The 14,813-nt window shown below is 61.8% G+C and carries 17 protein-coding genes; 8 read left to right on the top strand and 9 right to left on the bottom strand.

Annotation, left to right across the window (positions count from 1 at the left end; translation table 11 throughout):
* Window positions 1–31 precede the first annotated feature (31 nt).
* The 4 genes from trmD to ffh form a co-directional block, all read right to left on the bottom strand.
* Window positions 32–784 carry a tRNA (guanosine(37)-N1)-methyltransferase TrmD gene (trmD, locus tag KVQ74_RS17135; protein ID WP_217832355.1) on the bottom strand — a complete coding sequence of 251 codons (753 nt, stop codon included), beginning with the start codon at window positions 782–784 and terminating at the stop codon, window positions 32–34.
* 3 nt (window positions 785–787) lie between these two features.
* Window positions 788–1,324 carry a ribosome maturation factor RimM gene (gene rimM / locus KVQ74_RS17130; protein ID WP_217832354.1) on the bottom strand — a complete coding sequence of 179 codons (537 nt, stop codon included), beginning with the start codon at window positions 1,322–1,324 and terminating at the stop codon, window positions 788–790.
* A gap of 5 nt (window positions 1,325–1,329) precedes the next feature.
* Window positions 1,330–1,581: a 30S ribosomal protein S16 gene (gene rpsP, locus KVQ74_RS17125; protein WP_065259645.1), complete on the bottom strand. Its 252-nt coding sequence runs from the start codon at window positions 1,579–1,581 to the stop codon at window positions 1,330–1,332.
* Between the two features lie 249 nt (window positions 1,582–1,830).
* Entirely contained in the window at window positions 1,831–3,207 is a 1,377-nt protein-coding gene (ffh, locus tag KVQ74_RS17120) for a signal recognition particle protein (RefSeq protein WP_217832353.1), read from the bottom strand.
* A gap of 210 nt (window positions 3,208–3,417) precedes the next feature.
* On the opposite strand from ffh, the gene KVQ74_RS17115 reads away from it, so the two are divergent.
* The 3 genes from KVQ74_RS17115 to KVQ74_RS17105 all read left to right on the top strand — a co-directional run bounded on the left by KVQ74_RS17115 (window position 3,418) and on the right by KVQ74_RS17105 (window position 7,072).
* Window positions 3,418–4,230 (top strand): cytochrome C assembly family protein, encoded by an 813-nt coding sequence (locus tag KVQ74_RS17115; protein ID WP_217832352.1) that lies wholly within the window; start codon window positions 3,418–3,420, stop codon window positions 4,228–4,230.
* 12 nt (window positions 4,231–4,242) lie between these two features.
* The gene (locus tag KVQ74_RS17110) at window positions 4,243–5,487 is read left to right on the top strand and encodes a transporter associated domain-containing protein (RefSeq protein ID WP_217832351.1); all 1,245 of its coding nucleotides are present in this window, start codon (window positions 4,243–4,245) and stop codon (window positions 5,485–5,487) included.
* Between the two features lie 271 nt (window positions 5,488–5,758).
* Window positions 5,759–7,072 (top strand): MFS transporter, encoded by a 1,314-nt coding sequence (locus tag KVQ74_RS17105; RefSeq protein WP_217832350.1) that lies wholly within the window; start codon window positions 5,759–5,761, stop codon window positions 7,070–7,072.
* An 89-nt stretch (window positions 7,073–7,161) separates the two neighbouring features.
* Here KVQ74_RS17105 and purT read toward each other — a convergent pair whose 3' ends face one another.
* From purT to KVQ74_RS17080, 5 genes are all read right to left on the bottom strand, one after another.
* Window positions 7,162–8,343: a formate-dependent phosphoribosylglycinamide formyltransferase gene (gene purT / locus KVQ74_RS17100; protein ID WP_217832349.1), complete on the bottom strand. Its 1,182-nt coding sequence runs from the start codon at window positions 8,341–8,343 to the stop codon at window positions 7,162–7,164.
* Window positions 8,344–8,443: 100 nt separating this feature from the next.
* Window positions 8,444–8,911 carry a preQ0 transporter gene (locus KVQ74_RS17095; protein ID WP_217832348.1) on the bottom strand — a complete coding sequence of 156 codons (468 nt, stop codon included), beginning with the start codon at window positions 8,909–8,911 and terminating at the stop codon, window positions 8,444–8,446.
* Window positions 8,912–9,019: 108 nt separating this feature from the next.
* Window positions 9,020–9,229: a DUF1289 domain-containing protein gene (locus tag KVQ74_RS17090; protein ID WP_217832347.1), complete on the bottom strand. Its 210-nt coding sequence runs from the start codon at window positions 9,227–9,229 to the stop codon at window positions 9,020–9,022.
* The gene (locus KVQ74_RS17085; protein ID WP_007954617.1) at window positions 9,226–9,750 is read right to left on the bottom strand and encodes a gamma carbonic anhydrase family protein; all 525 of its coding nucleotides are present in this window, start codon (window positions 9,748–9,750) and stop codon (window positions 9,226–9,228) included. Before KVQ74_RS17085 ends, KVQ74_RS17090 begins: the two co-directional genes overlap by 4 nt.
* Window positions 9,751–9,796: 46 nt before the next feature.
* Window positions 9,797–10,396 (bottom strand): CoA pyrophosphatase, encoded by a 600-nt coding sequence (locus KVQ74_RS17080; RefSeq protein WP_217832346.1) that lies wholly within the window; start codon window positions 10,394–10,396, stop codon window positions 9,797–9,799.
* A 146-nt stretch (window positions 10,397–10,542) separates the two neighbouring features.
* On the opposite strand from KVQ74_RS17080, the gene KVQ74_RS17075 reads away from it, so the two are divergent.
* The 5 genes from KVQ74_RS17075 to KVQ74_RS17055 all read left to right on the top strand — a co-directional run bounded on the left by KVQ74_RS17075 (window position 10,543) and on the right by KVQ74_RS17055 (window position 14,811).
* Entirely contained in the window at window positions 10,543–11,094 is a 552-nt protein-coding gene (locus tag KVQ74_RS17075; protein WP_217832345.1) for an NUDIX hydrolase, read from the top strand.
* A gap of 48 nt (window positions 11,095–11,142) precedes the next feature.
* Window positions 11,143–11,649 carry a L,D-transpeptidase family protein gene (locus tag KVQ74_RS17070; RefSeq protein WP_217832344.1) on the top strand — a complete coding sequence of 169 codons (507 nt, stop codon included), beginning with the start codon at window positions 11,143–11,145 and terminating at the stop codon, window positions 11,647–11,649.
* Between the two features lie 292 nt (window positions 11,650–11,941).
* Entirely contained in the window at window positions 11,942–12,673 is a 732-nt protein-coding gene (locus KVQ74_RS17065; protein ID WP_217832343.1) for a GntR family transcriptional regulator, read from the top strand.
* Window positions 12,674–12,701: 28 nt separating this feature from the next.
* Complete coding sequence (nagA, locus tag KVQ74_RS17060) at window positions 12,702–13,808, top strand: N-acetylglucosamine-6-phosphate deacetylase (RefSeq protein WP_217832342.1); 1,107 nt, start codon at window positions 12,702–12,704, stop codon at window positions 13,806–13,808.
* The gene (locus KVQ74_RS17055) at window positions 13,801–14,811 is read left to right on the top strand and encodes an SIS domain-containing protein (RefSeq protein WP_404822695.1); all 1,011 of its coding nucleotides are present in this window, start codon (window positions 13,801–13,803) and stop codon (window positions 14,809–14,811) included. The genes nagA and KVQ74_RS17055 overlap by 8 nt, the downstream gene beginning before the upstream one ends.
* Window positions 14,812–14,813 lie beyond the last annotated feature (2 nt).

Genomic DNA, 14,813 nt, shown 5'->3' with positions numbered 1-14,813 from the left:
GTAAATCGTCGGATCTACCATCGATACGTTGTTAACTATCGTCCCGCTCGCGGATGTATTCCTCGAGCAGCTTCTTCTCTTCTCCAGAAAGCGAGCGGCTTTCCAGAAGATCGGCGCGTCGTTCATAGGTCCGACCAAGGGACTGCTGTAAACGCCAACGCCGGATGTGCGCGTGGTTGCCACTCAGCAACACGTCGGGTACACGCTGATCCGCATACACCTCAGGTCGGGTGTAGTGCGGGCAATCCAGCAGACCATCCGTAAAGGAATCTTCCTCGGCGGAGTCCGCATGCCCTAAAGCTCCAGGCAGCAGTCGTGTAACCGCATCGATCAGGACCATGGCCGGCAGCTCGCCGCCAGACAATACATAGTCGCCAATCGACCACTCTTCATCGACATGAGCCTCAATAAACCGCTCGTCAATGCCTTCATAGCGGCCGGCAATCAGGATCAATGCATCCGATGTTGCCAACTCGCGTACCGCCGACTGATTCAGTTGACGGCCTTGGGGGGACAGGTAAATCACCTTCGCCGCCTCCCCGGCTGCTGCCTTGGCCTGAACCAGAGCATCTTCCAGGGGCTTGATCTTCATCACCATGCCCGGACCACCGCCAAACGGGCGATCGTCCACAGTGTGATGTCGATCCGTCGTGTAATCTCGCGGATTCCAACAGGTCAGCTGCAAGAGCTCCTGTTTGACCGCACGACTGGTAATGCCGTACTCACTGATGGCCGAGAACATCTCGGGGAACAACGTGATGACTTCTATGCGCAGGCTGGCCATTGCTTAGAAATCCGCGTCCCATTCCACCCTCATTTCGCCTGCCTCCAGGTCGATTGCCAGCACGCATTGCTCTGTATAGGGCAACAACCGCTCGCGATCATCCAGGCTGCCTGCGCAGGGCTTGACCACCAATACATCGTTCGCGCCGGTCTCCAACAGGTGATCAACCTTGCCGAACAGCTGTTCGTCCTGGTTGATGACTTTCAGACCAACCAACTCGTACCAGTAGTACTCGTCGTCAGTCAGGTCGGGCAAAAGGCTTCGCGAGATACAAATCTCGTAACCGCTCAGAAGACGGGCTTCATCACGATCGTCGAGGCCTTTGAGCTTGGCGACCAGATCCTTTTGAGTGGAACGGCCACTGACCAGCTCGACCTGTTTGACCACGCCTTCGCGCCGAAGCGTCCAGTTGCGGTAATCCAACAGGTTTTCTATCGGATCGGTAAAGGAAAAGACCTTCACCTCGCCGCGAACGCCGTGAACCGAAAAAATCTTGCCGACAACGATCAGGTCATCAGCTTTTTCTGGCGTCGCGCTCATATTGCTCAGGCTGCAGCCTTGGCTTTTTCCTTCAGCAACTGAGCAACACGCTCAGATGGCTGTGCGCCAACGCTCAACCAGTAGTTCAGACGCTCGTCGTTTACAGACAGACGAACTTCCTGACCACGGGCAACCGGGTTGAAGAAGCCGATTTGTTCCTTGTGGGAACCGTCACGCGGGTTGCGGGAGTCGGTTACGGTCAGGTGGTAAAACGGGCGCTTTTTGGAGCCGCCAAGGGCAAGACGGATTGTTAGCATGTGAACATCGTTCCTGTAGTCGGTGCTGCAAATCTAAATGCACAGCGGGCATGGGTGCCCGAAAGGCCGCATATTCTAAGGAATATCCGGACTTTTGCAAATGACTTTTTCCGGCGCCTGTGGCATGCCGTGCAGATTTGCGATAGAGCCGTCGATGAAAACGGCCGGTCAGCTCCCGCCGGGTGCGGGTTTGCTGTGGATCCCGCATCCTTGCGGGGCCTGCGCCGGTACGACGACCGGCGAGTTCTTTTACATCTTTGGCATGCCACCGCCGGGCAACATACCGCCCATGCCGCGCATCATTTTCGCCATTCCGCCCTTGGCGGAGAATTTCTTCATCATCTTCTGCATCTGCTTGTGCTGCTTGATCAAGCGACCGATGTCCTGCACCTGAGTGCCGGAACCCAAGGCGATCCGGCGCTTGCGCGAACCGCTGATCAGCTCAGGGTCGCGGCGCTCGGCCGGGGTCATGGAGTTGATGATGGCTTCCATCTGCTTGAACTGCTTTTCAGCCGCATTCTGGGCATTGCCCATCTGCGACAGGTTGACGCCACCGATGTTCGGCAGCTTGTCCATGAGCCCGCCAAGGCCGCCCATGTTCTTCATCTGTTGCAACTGATCGCGGAAGTCTTCCAGATCGAAGCCTTTGCCCTTCTTCAGCTTCTTGGCCAGCTTGTCGGCCTTTTCCTTGTCGAGGGTCTGCTCGGCCTGCTCGATCAGGCTGAGCACGTCACCCATGCCGAGGATCCGCGACGCGATACGCTCAGGGTGGAACGGCTCGAGCGCTTCGGTCTTCTCGCCCATACCGATGAACTTGATCGGCTTGCCAGTGATCGCACGCACGGACAGCGCGGCACCGCCACGGGCGTCGCCGTCGACCTTGGTCAGAATCACACCGGTCAGCGGCAGCGCATCGCCGAAGGCCTTGGCCGTGTTGGCAGCGTCCTGGCCGGTCATGGCGTCGACCACGAACAGGGTTTCGACCGGGTTGATCGCGGCGTGCAGCGCCTTGATCTCGCCCATCATCTCTTCGTCGATGTGCAGACGGCCGGCGGTGTCGACGATGACCACGTCGATGAATTTCAGTTTTGCTTCTTTAATAGCCGCGTTGGCGATGTCGACCGGTTTCTGGCTCAGGTCGGACGGGAAGAACGTCACGCCGATGTCGCTGGCCAGGGTTTCCAGCTGCTTGATCGCCGCCGGACGGTAGATGTCCGCCGACACCACCATGACCGACTTCTTCTTGCGCTCTTTAAGGAAGCGCGCCAGTTTGCCGGCGGTGGTGGTTTTACCGGCACCCTGCAGACCGGCCATCAGTACGACGGCAGGTGGCACGGCACTCAGGTTCAAATCTTCGTTGGCCGCGCCCATCAGGCTTTCGAGCTGGGCCTGGACGATCTTCACGAACGCCTGGCCTGGCGTCAGGCTGCGCGACACCTCGGTGCCGACGGCGCGTTCCTTGACCGAACTGACGAAGTCCTTGACCACCGGCAGGGCGACGTCGGCTTCGAGCAACGCCATGCGCACTTCGCGCAGGGTGTCTTTGATGTTGTCCTCGGTCAGCTTCGCCTTGCCGGTGACATGGCGCAGCGTCTGCGAGAGACGGTCGGTTAAGTTTTCAAACATTGCGCGATCCTTTCAGGCCCTGTGTAGACCGGGATAATGGCGGCCCAGACCGGAATCAACATGTGCTCGGCGAGCCTGCGGCGTGGGCAGGTCGCGGATTATAGCGAAGACTGCGTCTGGCGGACACCTCGCCGTCAGGTCATGTGGTCTTTCGTGCCGTGACCGTTCTATGCCAAACTCAGCGCCTTTCGGGCTTGCCTAACAGGACTTATGCTCCCCTTGTCACCGAGTTTGCTGACCACCCTCGCCGCCGCCCTCCTATATGCCGCTGCGACCCTTTATCAGGGCACCCGCCTGGCCACCGGCGCCAAGGCCAACAAGCGCCTGCTGGTTACGCTTGGCGTCTTCGCCGTGCTGGCCCACAGCGCCAGCCTGCTGACCCATCTTCTGACCCCGATCGGCCTGGGCCTGGATTTTTTCAGTGCATCGAGCCTGATCGCGGCGGCAGTCATCGCCCTGACCCTGCTGGCCTGTTCGCGCATCCCGGTGGAAAACCTGCTGGTGCTGCTGTTCCCGCTGGGAGCGATTACGGTGTTGCTGGCGCAGTTCGCGCCCACCGGCACGGTCCAGATCATCGATGAAGAGCCCGGCATCCTCGCCCACATCCTGCTGTCGATCCTCGCCTACGGCATGTTCACCATCGCGGTGTTCCAGGCCTTGCTGCTGCTGGTGCAGGATCACCAGCTCAAGCACAAGCACCCGTCCGGGCTGATCCGCAACTTCCCGCCGCTGCAAACCATGGAAAGCCTGCTGTTCGGCTTCCTCTGGGCGGGCTGGACCTTGTTGTCGCTGTCGCTGATTTCCGGCTGGCTGTTCGTCGAGAACCTGTTTGCCCAGCATCTGGTGCACAAGACCCTGCTGGCCTGTCTGGCCTGGGTGGTGTTCAGCGTGCTGTTGTGGGGTCGCAACCGCCTCGGCTGGCGCGGCCACAAAGCGATTCGCTGGACCCTCGCCGGTTTCTGCCTGCTGATGTTGGCGTACTTCGGCAGCAAACTGGTCCGTGAATACATCCTGCACATCTGACGGGCGGCATAAATGGACGGTTTGCCCATAGGGCCGATGCTCGCGGTATTTGTCCTGCTGATTTTGTGGTCGGGGCTGTTTACCGCCGTCGAAGTCGCGCAGCAGTACCTGCTGGCGCAACGCACCGCCTCGCGCGCCAGTGACAAACCGCTGGCGCAGCTGAGCTTCCCCCTCGACAGCCTGATTCTCTGCAATACCCTGTGCCGCGCCCTGGCCGTGGTGCTTGCCACGCTGCTGGCGATTTTCCTGTGTGAAGAAAAGGGACCTTGGGTCGCCTGCCTCGGTGCCGGCGCGATCCTGCTGGTGTTCGCCGACTACTTCCCGCGCACCCTCGCCCAGCGCTATCCGGATGCGGTGCTGGCCTTCGGCAACACGTTGCTGGCGGTGCCGCTGAAAATCATCTATCCCGCCGCCTGGCTGCTCAGTGGCAGCAGCCGCCTGTTGCTGCGCCCGTTCGCGCGCAAGGTCCAGGTCGTGCAACAGAGCGAGGACGACCTGCCTGACGAGCACGATGACGACCTTGAGCACCCGGCCAGCCGCCTGCACCCGGTTTCGGGCATCCATGCGCTGGACAACATTACGGTCAACGACATCCTGGTGCCGCGCAGCGATGTCGACGGCGTCAATCTCGACGACCCGCTCGAAGAGATCGTCGAGCAACTGCGCCGCAACAAACGCACGCGCCTGCCGGTGTTCCACAGCGACATCAACCAGGTTGAAGCAGTGCTCAACACCCGGCAGATCCGCCACTTGCTGGACACCGACAACCTGACCCGCGAAGCGCTGCTGGCCGCCAGTTACGAGCCTTACTTCGTGCCGGAAAGCACCCCGCTGCAATTGCAGTTGCTGAACTTCCACAAACAGCAACGCCGCCTGGGCATGGTGGTGGACGAATACGGCGAGGTGCTGGGGATCGTCACGCTGGAAGACATTCTCGAAGAGATCGTCGGCGAATTCGAAAGCGAGCACAGCCTCGACAACCCGCATATTCATCCGCAAGCCGACGGCCGCATGGTGATCGACGGCGCCGCCTCGATCCGCGAATTGAACAAATGCCTGGGCTGGCACCTGCCCAGCGACGGCCCGAAAACCCTCAATGGCCTGGTGACCGAAGCGCTGGAAACCATTCCGGAAAGCGCGGTATGCCTGAAGATCGGGCGTTATCGGCTGGAAATCCTCGAGACCGAGGAGAACCGGGTCAGCAAGGTGTTGATCTGGCATACCAGCGCTGCGCCCGTCCTGGCGCCTACCCGATAAAAAATCAAAAGATCGCAGTCCTCCGTCGGCGGCGATCTTTGCTCTTGTTCGATCGTTAGCCCCCTTTCTATAATCAAGCCGCTTACCCAAGCCCCGCCGGGCCGCGTGCTTACCCCGCACCAGACAGGTTCCGGCCCGATCATCGACGTTTTCCGCACCACACCGACGACTGTTCCTACCTGAAACAGCGCTCGTGCCCTACCCCACATCCCTGGGTGCTCGACCATAATAATTCGCTCCACCGGAGCTCATGACTGTCAGGGATCACCGCATGACGACCCGTACCGCCTACAGCGACACCGCCGCCCCACCGACGAACTCCGCCACCCGCGTGGCCACGGCGAGCTTCATCGGCACCGCCATCGAGTTCTACGATTTCTATGTCTACGCCACGGCCGCCGCGCTGGTGATCGGGCCGGTGTTCTTTCCACAGACCTCCGGCACGGCGCAGATGCTGTCGGCGTTTCTGACCTTCGGCATCGCGTTCCTCGCCCGCCCGCTGGGTTCGGCGCTGTTCGGCCACTTCGGCGACCGGATCGGCCGCAAGTCGACGCTGGTCGCCTCGCTGCTGCTGATGGGCGTCTGCACCACGCTGATCGGCGTACTGCCAGGTTACGCCAGCATAGGAGCCTGGGCGCCGATCCTGCTCTGCGTGCTGCGCTTCGGCCAAGGCCTGGGGCTGGGCGGCGAATGGGGCGGTGCCGCGCTGCTGGCGACGGAAAACGCGCCGAAAGGCAAACGAGCGTGGTTCGGCATGTTCCCGCAGCTCGGCCCTTCGATCGGCTTCCTCGCCGCCAACGGTCTGTTTCTGACCCTGGCCATGACCCTCAGTGACGAACAGTTCCGCAGTTGGGGCTGGCGGATTCCGTTCCTGCTCAGCGCCGCACTGGTGATGGTCGGTCTGTACGTGCGCCTCAAGCTCCACGAAACACCGATATTCGCCAACGCCATCGCCCGTCAGGAACGGGTGAAAGTGCCATTGGTCGAGCTGTTCAGCCAATACTGGGCACCGACGCTGCTGGGCGCTGCGGCGATGGTGGTGTGTTACGCGCTGTTCTATATCTCGACGGTGTTTTCCCTGAGCTACGGGGTATCCACCCTCGGTTACAGCCGCGAAACGTTCCTTGGCCTGCTGTGCTTCGCGGTGCTGTTCATGTCCGCCGCGACGCCATTGTCCGCCTGGGCCAGCGACCGCTACGGGCGTAAACCGGTGCTGCTCATCGGCGGCGTGCTGGCGATTCTTTCCGGGTTTCTGATGGAGCCATTGCTGACCCAAGGCTCGACCTGGGGCGTCGCCCTGTTCCTGTGCATCGAACTGTTCCTGATGGGCGTGACCTTCGCACCGATGGGGGCGCTGCTGCCGGAGCTGTTTCCGACCCATGTGCGCTACACGGGCGCCTCGGCGGCGTACAATCTTGGCGGCATCGTCGGGGCCTCGGCGGCGCCGTTCTTCGCGCAGAAACTGGTGGCGATGGGTGGTTTGAGTTACGTCGGCGGGTATGTATCGGGGGCGGCAATGCTCAGCTTGATCGCCGTGCTGTGCCTGAAGGAAACGCGTAACAACGATCTGAATCAGATTGCCTGACAGAAGAGCAAGCCCGCTCCCACACTGGATCTGAATACTCCGATGATCCTTTGTGGAAGCGGGCTCGCCCGCGAACGACGCGTCTGGGCTTACAGCTCTACAACAACCGCCTGAGACGCGCGGGTCGCCTTCGCACGGGCCGCTTCGATCGACTCATCGCGAGCCAGTGCCACGCCCATGCGGCGCTGACCATTGACTTCCGGCTTGCCGAACAGGCGCAGCGCGGTATCCGGCTCGCTCAGCGCGGCGCCGAGGTTGGCGAAGGCGGTCTGGGTCGACTGACCTTCCACCAGGATCACCGCCGAGGCCGATGGACCGAACTGACGAATCAGCGGCACCGGCAGGCCGAGAATGGCCCGGGCATGCAGGGCGAACTGCGACAGGTCCTGGGAAATCAGGGTCACCAGACCGGTGTCATGCGGGCGCGGCGACACTTCGCTGAACCACACCTGGTCACCCTTGATGAACAGCTCGACGCCGAACAGACCACGGCCACCCAAGGCTTCGGTCACGGCTTTGGCAACGCGCTCGGACTCTGCCAGTGCTACCTGGCTCATTGCCTGCGGCTGCCAGGACTCCTGATAGTCGCCCTTCTCCTGACGGTGGCCGACCGGCGCACAGAACGTGGTGCCGCCGATGTGACGCACGGTCAGTAGAGTGATTTCGTAGTCGAAATCGATGAAACCTTCGATGATCACCCGACCCTTGCCGGCGCGACCGCCCTCCTGGGCGTATTCCCAGGCCTTCTGCACGTCGTCGGCACTGCGCAGCAGACTCTGGCCTTTGCCCGACGAGCTCATCACCGGTTTCACGACGCATGGGAAACCCAGGTCCTGAACGGCTTTGCTGTAGTCCTCGAAGGTGTCGGCGAAGTGGTACGGCGAGGTCGGCAGATCCAGCTCTTCGGCGGCCAGGCGACGGATGCCTTCGCGGTTCATGGTCAGTTGCGCGGCGCGGGCGGTCGGGATCACGGTGAAGCCTTCGGCTTCCAGCTCGACCAGCGTGGCAGTGGCGATGGCTTCGATTTCCGGCACGATGAAGTGCGGTTTCTCGGCTTCGATCACCGCCCGCAGGGCAGCGCCGTCGAGCATGTTGATCACATGACTGCGGTGGGCAACCTGCATGGCCGGGGCATTGGCGTAACGGTCAACGGCGATCACTTCAACGCCCAGGCGTTGCAGCTCGATCACCACTTCCTTGCCCAACTCACCACAGCCACACAGCAATACGCGGGTCGCGGTCGGCGACAATGGAGTTCCGATACGGGTCATCTCAGGTCCTCAAAGAAGCGGATCATCGAGGGATGCAGTGCCTGGCACGCTTCCCATGGGGAGAAAGCGCGGCATTTTACATGAACCAGAGGGTTTGGCTTCAGCCGGCGACAGCCTGTTTGCGCTCACGCCAGGCCATGATCAGCCAGACAGCGGTAACACCGGCGAACTTCGAGGCCAGGGCCGTGATGATCACTGCTGGCGTCATCAGGTCGATCATGCCGAAGAAGATGAAGGTATCGAGGGGAATGCTCAGCGCCGAACTGATCCACAGACGATCGCGCAACGGACGTTTGGTGACGCTGAACACCAGCCAGTCGATGCACTCGGACACCGCGAACGCCGTGGCGCTGGCCAGTGCAATGGATGGGTCGGACGTCACGTAGGACAGCACCAGCGCCGCCAGCATCGCCACGATCGCGCCATGCCCGAAACGGGTTTGCACCATGTCGCGCAGCACGAACACCAGCCCGCCCCAGGCCGACCAGATGACATCCAGGTGCGGCGCGGTGGAGAACGCGAAGTTGATGAGAACAACGCTGCTGATGTAGGCGATGAGGAAAATCATGGGGGCGACCTGTGGAATTGGCGCACAGGTTACTGGAGCGCAAGATCAAGAGCCACCCCGGTCAGTCCTGTCGTCCCGGGGAGAGGGAGAAGGCATTCGCGATGCCAATCACGACTTCGACGGCAGCATCCAGATCAACCCGCTCGCCTTCGCCCGCTCATGGCACAACCCCAGCACCACCCGCCGCTCGTCATTGGTCATGCGACTCCAGCGGGTAATCTCCTCGACCGTGCGCTGGCAGCCGGTACAAATGTCGTCATTGTCCAGCGCACAAATACTCACGCAGGGCGATGCCACCGGTCTTTCAGGCGTGTTCATTCTTCTTGCTCGACCAGATCGCGAGCGTAACGCTGCGAGTTATGCACATAGTGCGCGGCGCTGGCTTCAAGCATTTTCTTCTGTGGCTCGGTCAGTTCCCGCACCACCTTGCCCGGTGATCCCATCACCAGCGAACCGTCAGGAATTTCCTTGCCCTCGCCGATCAGCGAGTTGGCGCCGATGATGCAGTTCTTGCCGATCTTCGCGCCGTTGAGGATGACCGCATTGATGCCGATCAGGCTGTAGTCGCCGACCGTGCAGCCGTGGAGCATGGCGTTGTGGCCGATGGTCACGCCGGTGCCGATGGTCAACGGGTAGCCCATGTCGGTGTGCATCACCGTGCCGTCCTGCACGTTGCTGTTCTTGCCGATCAGGATCAGTTCGTTATCACCGCGCAGCACGGCGTTGAACCAGACGTTGGCGCCCTCTTCCAGCTTGACCTTGCCCACCAGCACGGCGTTGGGGGCGACCCAACTCTGTGGGTGAGTCTCGACGCGGGCGTCGCCCAGGCGATATTTCATCTTGTTTTCCTCAGGGCTCACGATGGCGGCCATTCGAGCGATGGCTTCAGGTATTGATAAAACTTTTCGGGGGATGGTGCAGGCTGATTTTCGCGTCATAGATCAGGTTGATCAACTCGACGATCATGATCGCCGTCAGCCCCCAGATCTTGTATTCGCCGAACCGATAGCTCGGCACGTACCAACTGCGGCCCTGGTAGTCGATGCGATGGGTGTGCTCGCGCGGGTCCTTGCGGAAGAACTCCAGTGGAACGCTGAACACGGCAGCAATCTCCGCGTCGTTGGCCTGATACTCGACAAAGTCCGGGATCACGCCGACATAGGGGGTGACCTTGATGCCATGCAGCGAGATCAACGGGCTGAGCGGGCCGATCACCTCGACCAGGCCCGGTGGCAGGCCGATTTCCTCTTCGGCTTCACGCAGGGCGGTGAATACCAGATCCGGATCCTCCGGGTCGCGGCGCCCGCCCGGGAAGGCGACTTCGCCACCATGGGTCGAGAGCCCGCTGGCGCGCAAGGTGAGGACAAGTTCCGGTTCGTCACTGCGAGTAATCGGCACCAGGACGGCGGCCTCGGGAAAACGCTTGTCGGTCTCCAGCGTGAGCGGCGTGTGATTGCTTACCCGGTGCAGTAGCTCGTCCAGCATAAATATTCTCGATCTGTGCCTTGCCCTGCATCATGCACCAATCAAAGCGACCGCCCAAGCCCCGGACGGCGCCATGTCGCGAAACGACAACTTGCCGAGTGCCACCGCTGCACGCCAAGATAGGCGCAGCATTCAGGAACCCCAGCATGAAATTTTGCAGCCAGTGCGGCAACCCGGTGACCCAGCGCATTCCCGAAGGCGATTCGCGGCTGCGATTTGTCTGTGACAGCTGTCAGACCATTCACTACCAGAACCCCAACATCGTCGCCGGTTGCGTGCCGACCTGGGGCACCAAGGTGTTGCTGTGCCGCCGTGCCATCGAGCCGCGCCTCGGCTACTGGACACTGCCGGCCGGTTTCATGGAAAACGGCGAGACCATCGAGCAGGCCGCGATTCGCGAAACCGCCGAGGAAGCCTGCGCCCGGGTACGCAACCTGAGCATCTACACGCTGATCGACGTGCCGCACATCAGTCAGGTGCATGTGTTCTTCCGCGCGGAGCTGGCGGACCTGGACTTCGCCGCCGGCCCCGAAAGCCTCGAAGTGCAGCTGTTCGATGAAGCCGACATCCCGTGGGACGAGCTGGCTTTCCGCACGGTGGGCCGTACCTTAGAATGCTTCTTCGCTGACCGGCGCGCCGAGGTCTATCCCGTTCGCTCGGAGTCGATTCCGCCGCTCGCTCAGCCTGCCATCACCTGAAAACATCTATAAATAAAATATCTGCGTCACTCCTGGGGAATCGTTTCAATGCGCTGGTTGCTTGCCCTGTTTTGCCTGTCGTTCGTTGCGGTGTCCCAGGCTTCGGCTGTGGGAACCCTGGACGGCAAAGTCATCGAGAAAGTCCTGGTTCTCAAATCCGCCCACCAGTTGCAGTTGATCAACGACGGCAAACCGCTCAAGACCTATCGCATCTCCCTGGGCCGGGGCGCGAAGAAAGGCCCGAAGCTGATAGAGGGCGATAAAAAGACGCCTGAAGGCTTCTATTGGCTGGACTGGCGCAAGACCAGCGACAAATTCAATCTGTCGATGCACATCTCCTACCCGAACATCAGCGATTCGGCCCGCGCCCGGCGTGAAGGCGTCGAGCCTGGCGGGATGATCATGATCCACGGCACGCCGGACTCCGAAGAGAACCCGGAAAACCTGTTCCACACCCTGGACTGGACCGACGGCTGTATCGCCATGCGCAACGTCGACATGCGCGAAGTGTGGGATCTGGTGCCGGACGGCACGATGATCGAAATCCGCCCGTAACCCCTCCCCCGTGGCGACCATTGGTCGCCCGCAAAAAATAATTCAAAAAAATCGCAGCCTGCGACGGCGCCTGCGCGGTGATACCACTCTCACCGGCAGGCATTGTCGCACGCGGCGATTTTTTGCTTTCAGCGTTCCACCGCTAATACCACTTGCGACCACCCCCTCTAAATCGCCCGGTTTTAAAGGGCTTCAGGCAATTTCGACGCGTTGACATGGTATGCAAGTGGTATTAGGTTTCGCCGCACAACCGAGCGACAACAATCCTATATCAGCGCCGGAAATAACCTACATGAACGACCTCCACGCCCTACGTCCCGACGACTCCCAGCCGACGCCGCTGTACCTGCAACTGGCGCGTAACCTGGAAGCGGCGATTCATGCCGGCCAGTGGAAAGCCGAACAGGCGATGCCCTCGGAGCGCAACCTCAGCGAACTGCTGGGCATCTCCCGGGTCACCGCGCGCAAAGCCCTGGAAGTGTTGCTCGACCAGGGGCTGATCCGTCGTTTGCAAGGTTCCGGCACGTTCATCACTCCGCGCCTGGAACAACCGCTGTCACGCCTTTCCGGGTTCAGCGAAATGCTCCGCCTCAAGGGGTTCGTGCCCAGTTCGCAATGGCTGGAGCGGGAAATCACCCTGCCGACCCACGAAGAACTGATCCGCCTCAGCCTGTCGCCGAACGACAAGGTGGCGCGCCTCAAGCGCCTGCGCAAAGCCGATGACACGGTGATGGCGATCGAAATGAGCACCCTGCCCGCCTCGATCATGCCCAAGCCGCAAGCGGTGGGCGATTCGCTGTACGAATTCCTCGACGGTCTGGGCAAGCCCATCGTCCGCGCCTTGCAGCACATTCAGGCGATCAACGCCTCCGACGAGTTCGCCGCGCTGGTCGGCATCGCCCCCGGCACGGCAATGCTGCTGATGACCCGGGTGGGCTACCTCGAAGACAACACCCCGATCGAAGTCACCGACACCTATTGCCGCAACGATTACTACGACTTTGTTGCAGAGCTGCGCCGCTGAAACAGCGCGGCCAAAAGCGAGAGCCAAAATGTCCGAAGACAACATCCTCACTGCCAACGGCTGGGTACGCGGCCGGCTGATCCACGAACACGGCAAGGTCGTGTCCATCGAGGGCGTGCCCTGCGATCCGGCCGACAATGACCTGCCTTATCTGCTGCCGGGTTTCATCGACCTGCACGTCCATGGCGGTGGCGGCAAAGACATCATGGAAGGCGCCAGCGCCTTCGATACCATCACCCGGACCCATGTGCGTTTCGGCACCACCTCGCTGCTGGCCACCACGATGACCGCGCCAAGTGCCGAAATCGCCAGCGTCCTGAAACAGGTCGGAGAATTCTGCGAACAGCGTAAGAAAGGTGCCGCCCGGATACTCGGCGTGCATCTCGAAGGGCCGTACATCAACCCCGGCAAACTCGGCGCGCAACCGAACTTCGCCCACACCGCGTTGATGGCCGAAGTCGAGGAATACCTGACGCTGGCGCCGATCCGGGTGATCACCATCGCCCCGGAAATCGCCGGTCATGACGCCTTGATCCGCGCCCTCAGCGCCCGTGGCATCCGTATGCAGATCGGTCACACCCTCGGCAGTTATGAGGAAGGCGTGGCCGCGCTGGAGGCCGGCGCCAGCAGTTTCACCCACCTGTACAACGCCATGAGCCCGCTGCATCACCGCGAGCCGGGGATCGTCGGTGCAGCGCTGGCCCATGCGAAGTTCGCCGAGCTGATTCCGGACTTGCTGCACGTCCACCCCGGCGCGATCCGCGTGGCCCTGCGCTCGATCCCGTGCCTGTACTGCGTCACCGATTCGACCGCCGCCGCCGGCATGCCCGACGGCGAATACAAGCTCGGCAGCCACACCGTGACCAAATGCCTGGGCGGCGTGCGCCTGCCGGACGGCACGCTGGCCGGCAGCACCCTGACCATGGACCAGGCCCTGCGCAATCTGGTGAAGATCGGCCTGCCGATCGCCGAAGCCTCGCAGCGCCTGTCGCAATTTCCCGCCGACTACCTCGGCATCACTGAACGCGGGCGCCTGCAACCCGGTGCCTGGGCCGACTGCGTGCGGCTGGATCGCGCACTCACACTGACCGCCGTCATGGTCGAAGGAGAAGACATTGACTTCAAAAATGCTTGAAGAGGCGCTGTCCTCGTTCGAGGCCGTGCAAGCCCAACTGCAACAGCTCGAAGCGCCGATGATCGAGATCGCCGGACGCCTGCGCCGTCAGCCGCCGCAAGTGGTGATGACCGTCGCCCGTGGCAGCTCCGATCACGCCGCGAGCTATTTCGCCTACCTGACCATGCAGCAACTGGGGATTCCGGTGGCGTCGCTGCCGATGTCGGTGGTGACCATGCAGCAGGCGCCGTTGAAGGTCAGCGGTCAGGTGGCTTTCGCCTTTTCCCAGTCGGGGCAGAGCCCGGACCTGGTCAACAGTCTGCGCCTGCTGCGCAAACGCGGCGCCCTGAGCATTGCCATGGTCAACGCCGAAGCCTCGCCACTGGAAGCCGCGTGTGAGTTCAGCGTGCCGCTGCTCGCCGGGACCGAAAGCAGCGTCGCCGCGACCAAGAGTTTTATCGCCACCCTCAGCGCCAGCGCCCGATTGATCGGCCACTGGAAGGACGATCCGGAACTGCTCCAGGCTCACGATGCCCTGCCCGAAGGTCTGCGCGAGGCCGCGCAACAGGACTGGAGTCCGGCCATCGACGCGCTGCGCGATTGCCAGCGGCTGATGGTGATCGGCCGTGGCGCCGGTTTCGCCATCGCCCAGGAAGCGGCGCTGAAATTCAAGGAAACCTCGGCGATCCAGGCCGAAGCCTTCAGCAGCGCCGAAGTCCGCCACGGCCCGATGGCCCTGATCGATGAAAACTATCCGCTGCTGGTGTTCGCCCCGCGCGGTGCCGAGCAGGCCGGTCTGCTCAGCCTGGCCGCCGACATGCGCCAGCGTGGCGCCCGGGTGTTGCTGGCCGCGCCGGACGACGTACTCGAACGCGATCTGACGTTGACCCGCGCCCAGCATCCGGCCCTCGACCCGATTCTGGCGATCCAGAGTTTCTATGTGATGGCGGCCGGTCTTGCAGTGGCCCGAGGCATGGACCCGGATCAGCCACGGCACCTGAGCAAAGTCACCCGAACCCATTGATT

Origin of the sequence: Pseudomonas botevensis (assembly GCF_019145475.1) — a bacterium.
Lineage (GTDB): Bacteria > Pseudomonadota > Gammaproteobacteria > Pseudomonadales > Pseudomonadaceae > Aquipseudomonas > Aquipseudomonas botevensis.
This window is presented reverse-complemented; position numbering and strand designations above follow the sequence as displayed.

Excerpts from the sequence above, each read along its gene's own strand:
- trmD (WP_217832355.1), bottom strand. The coding sequence starts at position 784 with ATGGCCAGCCTGCGCATAGAAGTCATCACGTTGTTCCCCGAGATGTTC.
- rimM (WP_217832354.1), bottom strand. The coding sequence starts at position 1,324 with ATGAGCGCGACGCCAGAAAAAGCTGATGACCTGATCGTTGTCGGCAAG.
- rpsP (WP_065259645.1), bottom strand. The coding sequence starts at position 1,581 with ATGCTAACAATCCGTCTTGCCCTTGGCGGCTCCAAAAAGCGCCCGTTT.
- ffh (WP_217832353.1), bottom strand. The coding sequence starts at position 3,207 with ATGTTTGAAAACTTAACCGACCGTCTCTCGCAGACGCTGCGCCATGTC.
- KVQ74_RS17115 (WP_217832352.1), top strand. The coding sequence starts at position 3,418 with ATGCTCCCCTTGTCACCGAGTTTGCTGACCACCCTCGCCGCCGCCCTC.
- KVQ74_RS17110 (WP_217832351.1), top strand. The coding sequence starts at position 4,243 with ATGGACGGTTTGCCCATAGGGCCGATGCTCGCGGTATTTGTCCTGCTG.
- KVQ74_RS17105 (WP_217832350.1), top strand. The coding sequence starts at position 5,759 with ATGACGACCCGTACCGCCTACAGCGACACCGCCGCCCCACCGACGAAC.
- purT (WP_217832349.1), bottom strand. The coding sequence starts at position 8,343 with ATGACCCGTATCGGAACTCCATTGTCGCCGACCGCGACCCGCGTATTG.
- KVQ74_RS17095 (WP_217832348.1), bottom strand. The coding sequence starts at position 8,911 with ATGATTTTCCTCATCGCCTACATCAGCAGCGTTGTTCTCATCAACTTC.
- KVQ74_RS17090 (WP_217832347.1), bottom strand. The coding sequence starts at position 9,229 with ATGAACACGCCTGAAAGACCGGTGGCATCGCCCTGCGTGAGTATTTGT.
- KVQ74_RS17085 (WP_007954617.1), bottom strand. The coding sequence starts at position 9,750 with ATGAAATATCGCCTGGGCGACGCCCGCGTCGAGACTCACCCACAGAGT.
- KVQ74_RS17080 (WP_217832346.1), bottom strand. The coding sequence starts at position 10,396 with ATGCTGGACGAGCTACTGCACCGGGTAAGCAATCACACGCCGCTCACG.
- KVQ74_RS17075 (WP_217832345.1), top strand. The coding sequence starts at position 10,543 with ATGAAATTTTGCAGCCAGTGCGGCAACCCGGTGACCCAGCGCATTCCC.
- KVQ74_RS17070 (WP_217832344.1), top strand. The coding sequence starts at position 11,143 with ATGCGCTGGTTGCTTGCCCTGTTTTGCCTGTCGTTCGTTGCGGTGTCC.
- KVQ74_RS17065 (WP_217832343.1), top strand. The coding sequence starts at position 11,942 with ATGAACGACCTCCACGCCCTACGTCCCGACGACTCCCAGCCGACGCCG.
- nagA (WP_217832342.1), top strand. The coding sequence starts at position 12,702 with ATGTCCGAAGACAACATCCTCACTGCCAACGGCTGGGTACGCGGCCGG.
- KVQ74_RS17055 (WP_404822695.1), top strand. The coding sequence starts at position 13,801 with ATGCTTGAAGAGGCGCTGTCCTCGTTCGAGGCCGTGCAAGCCCAACTG.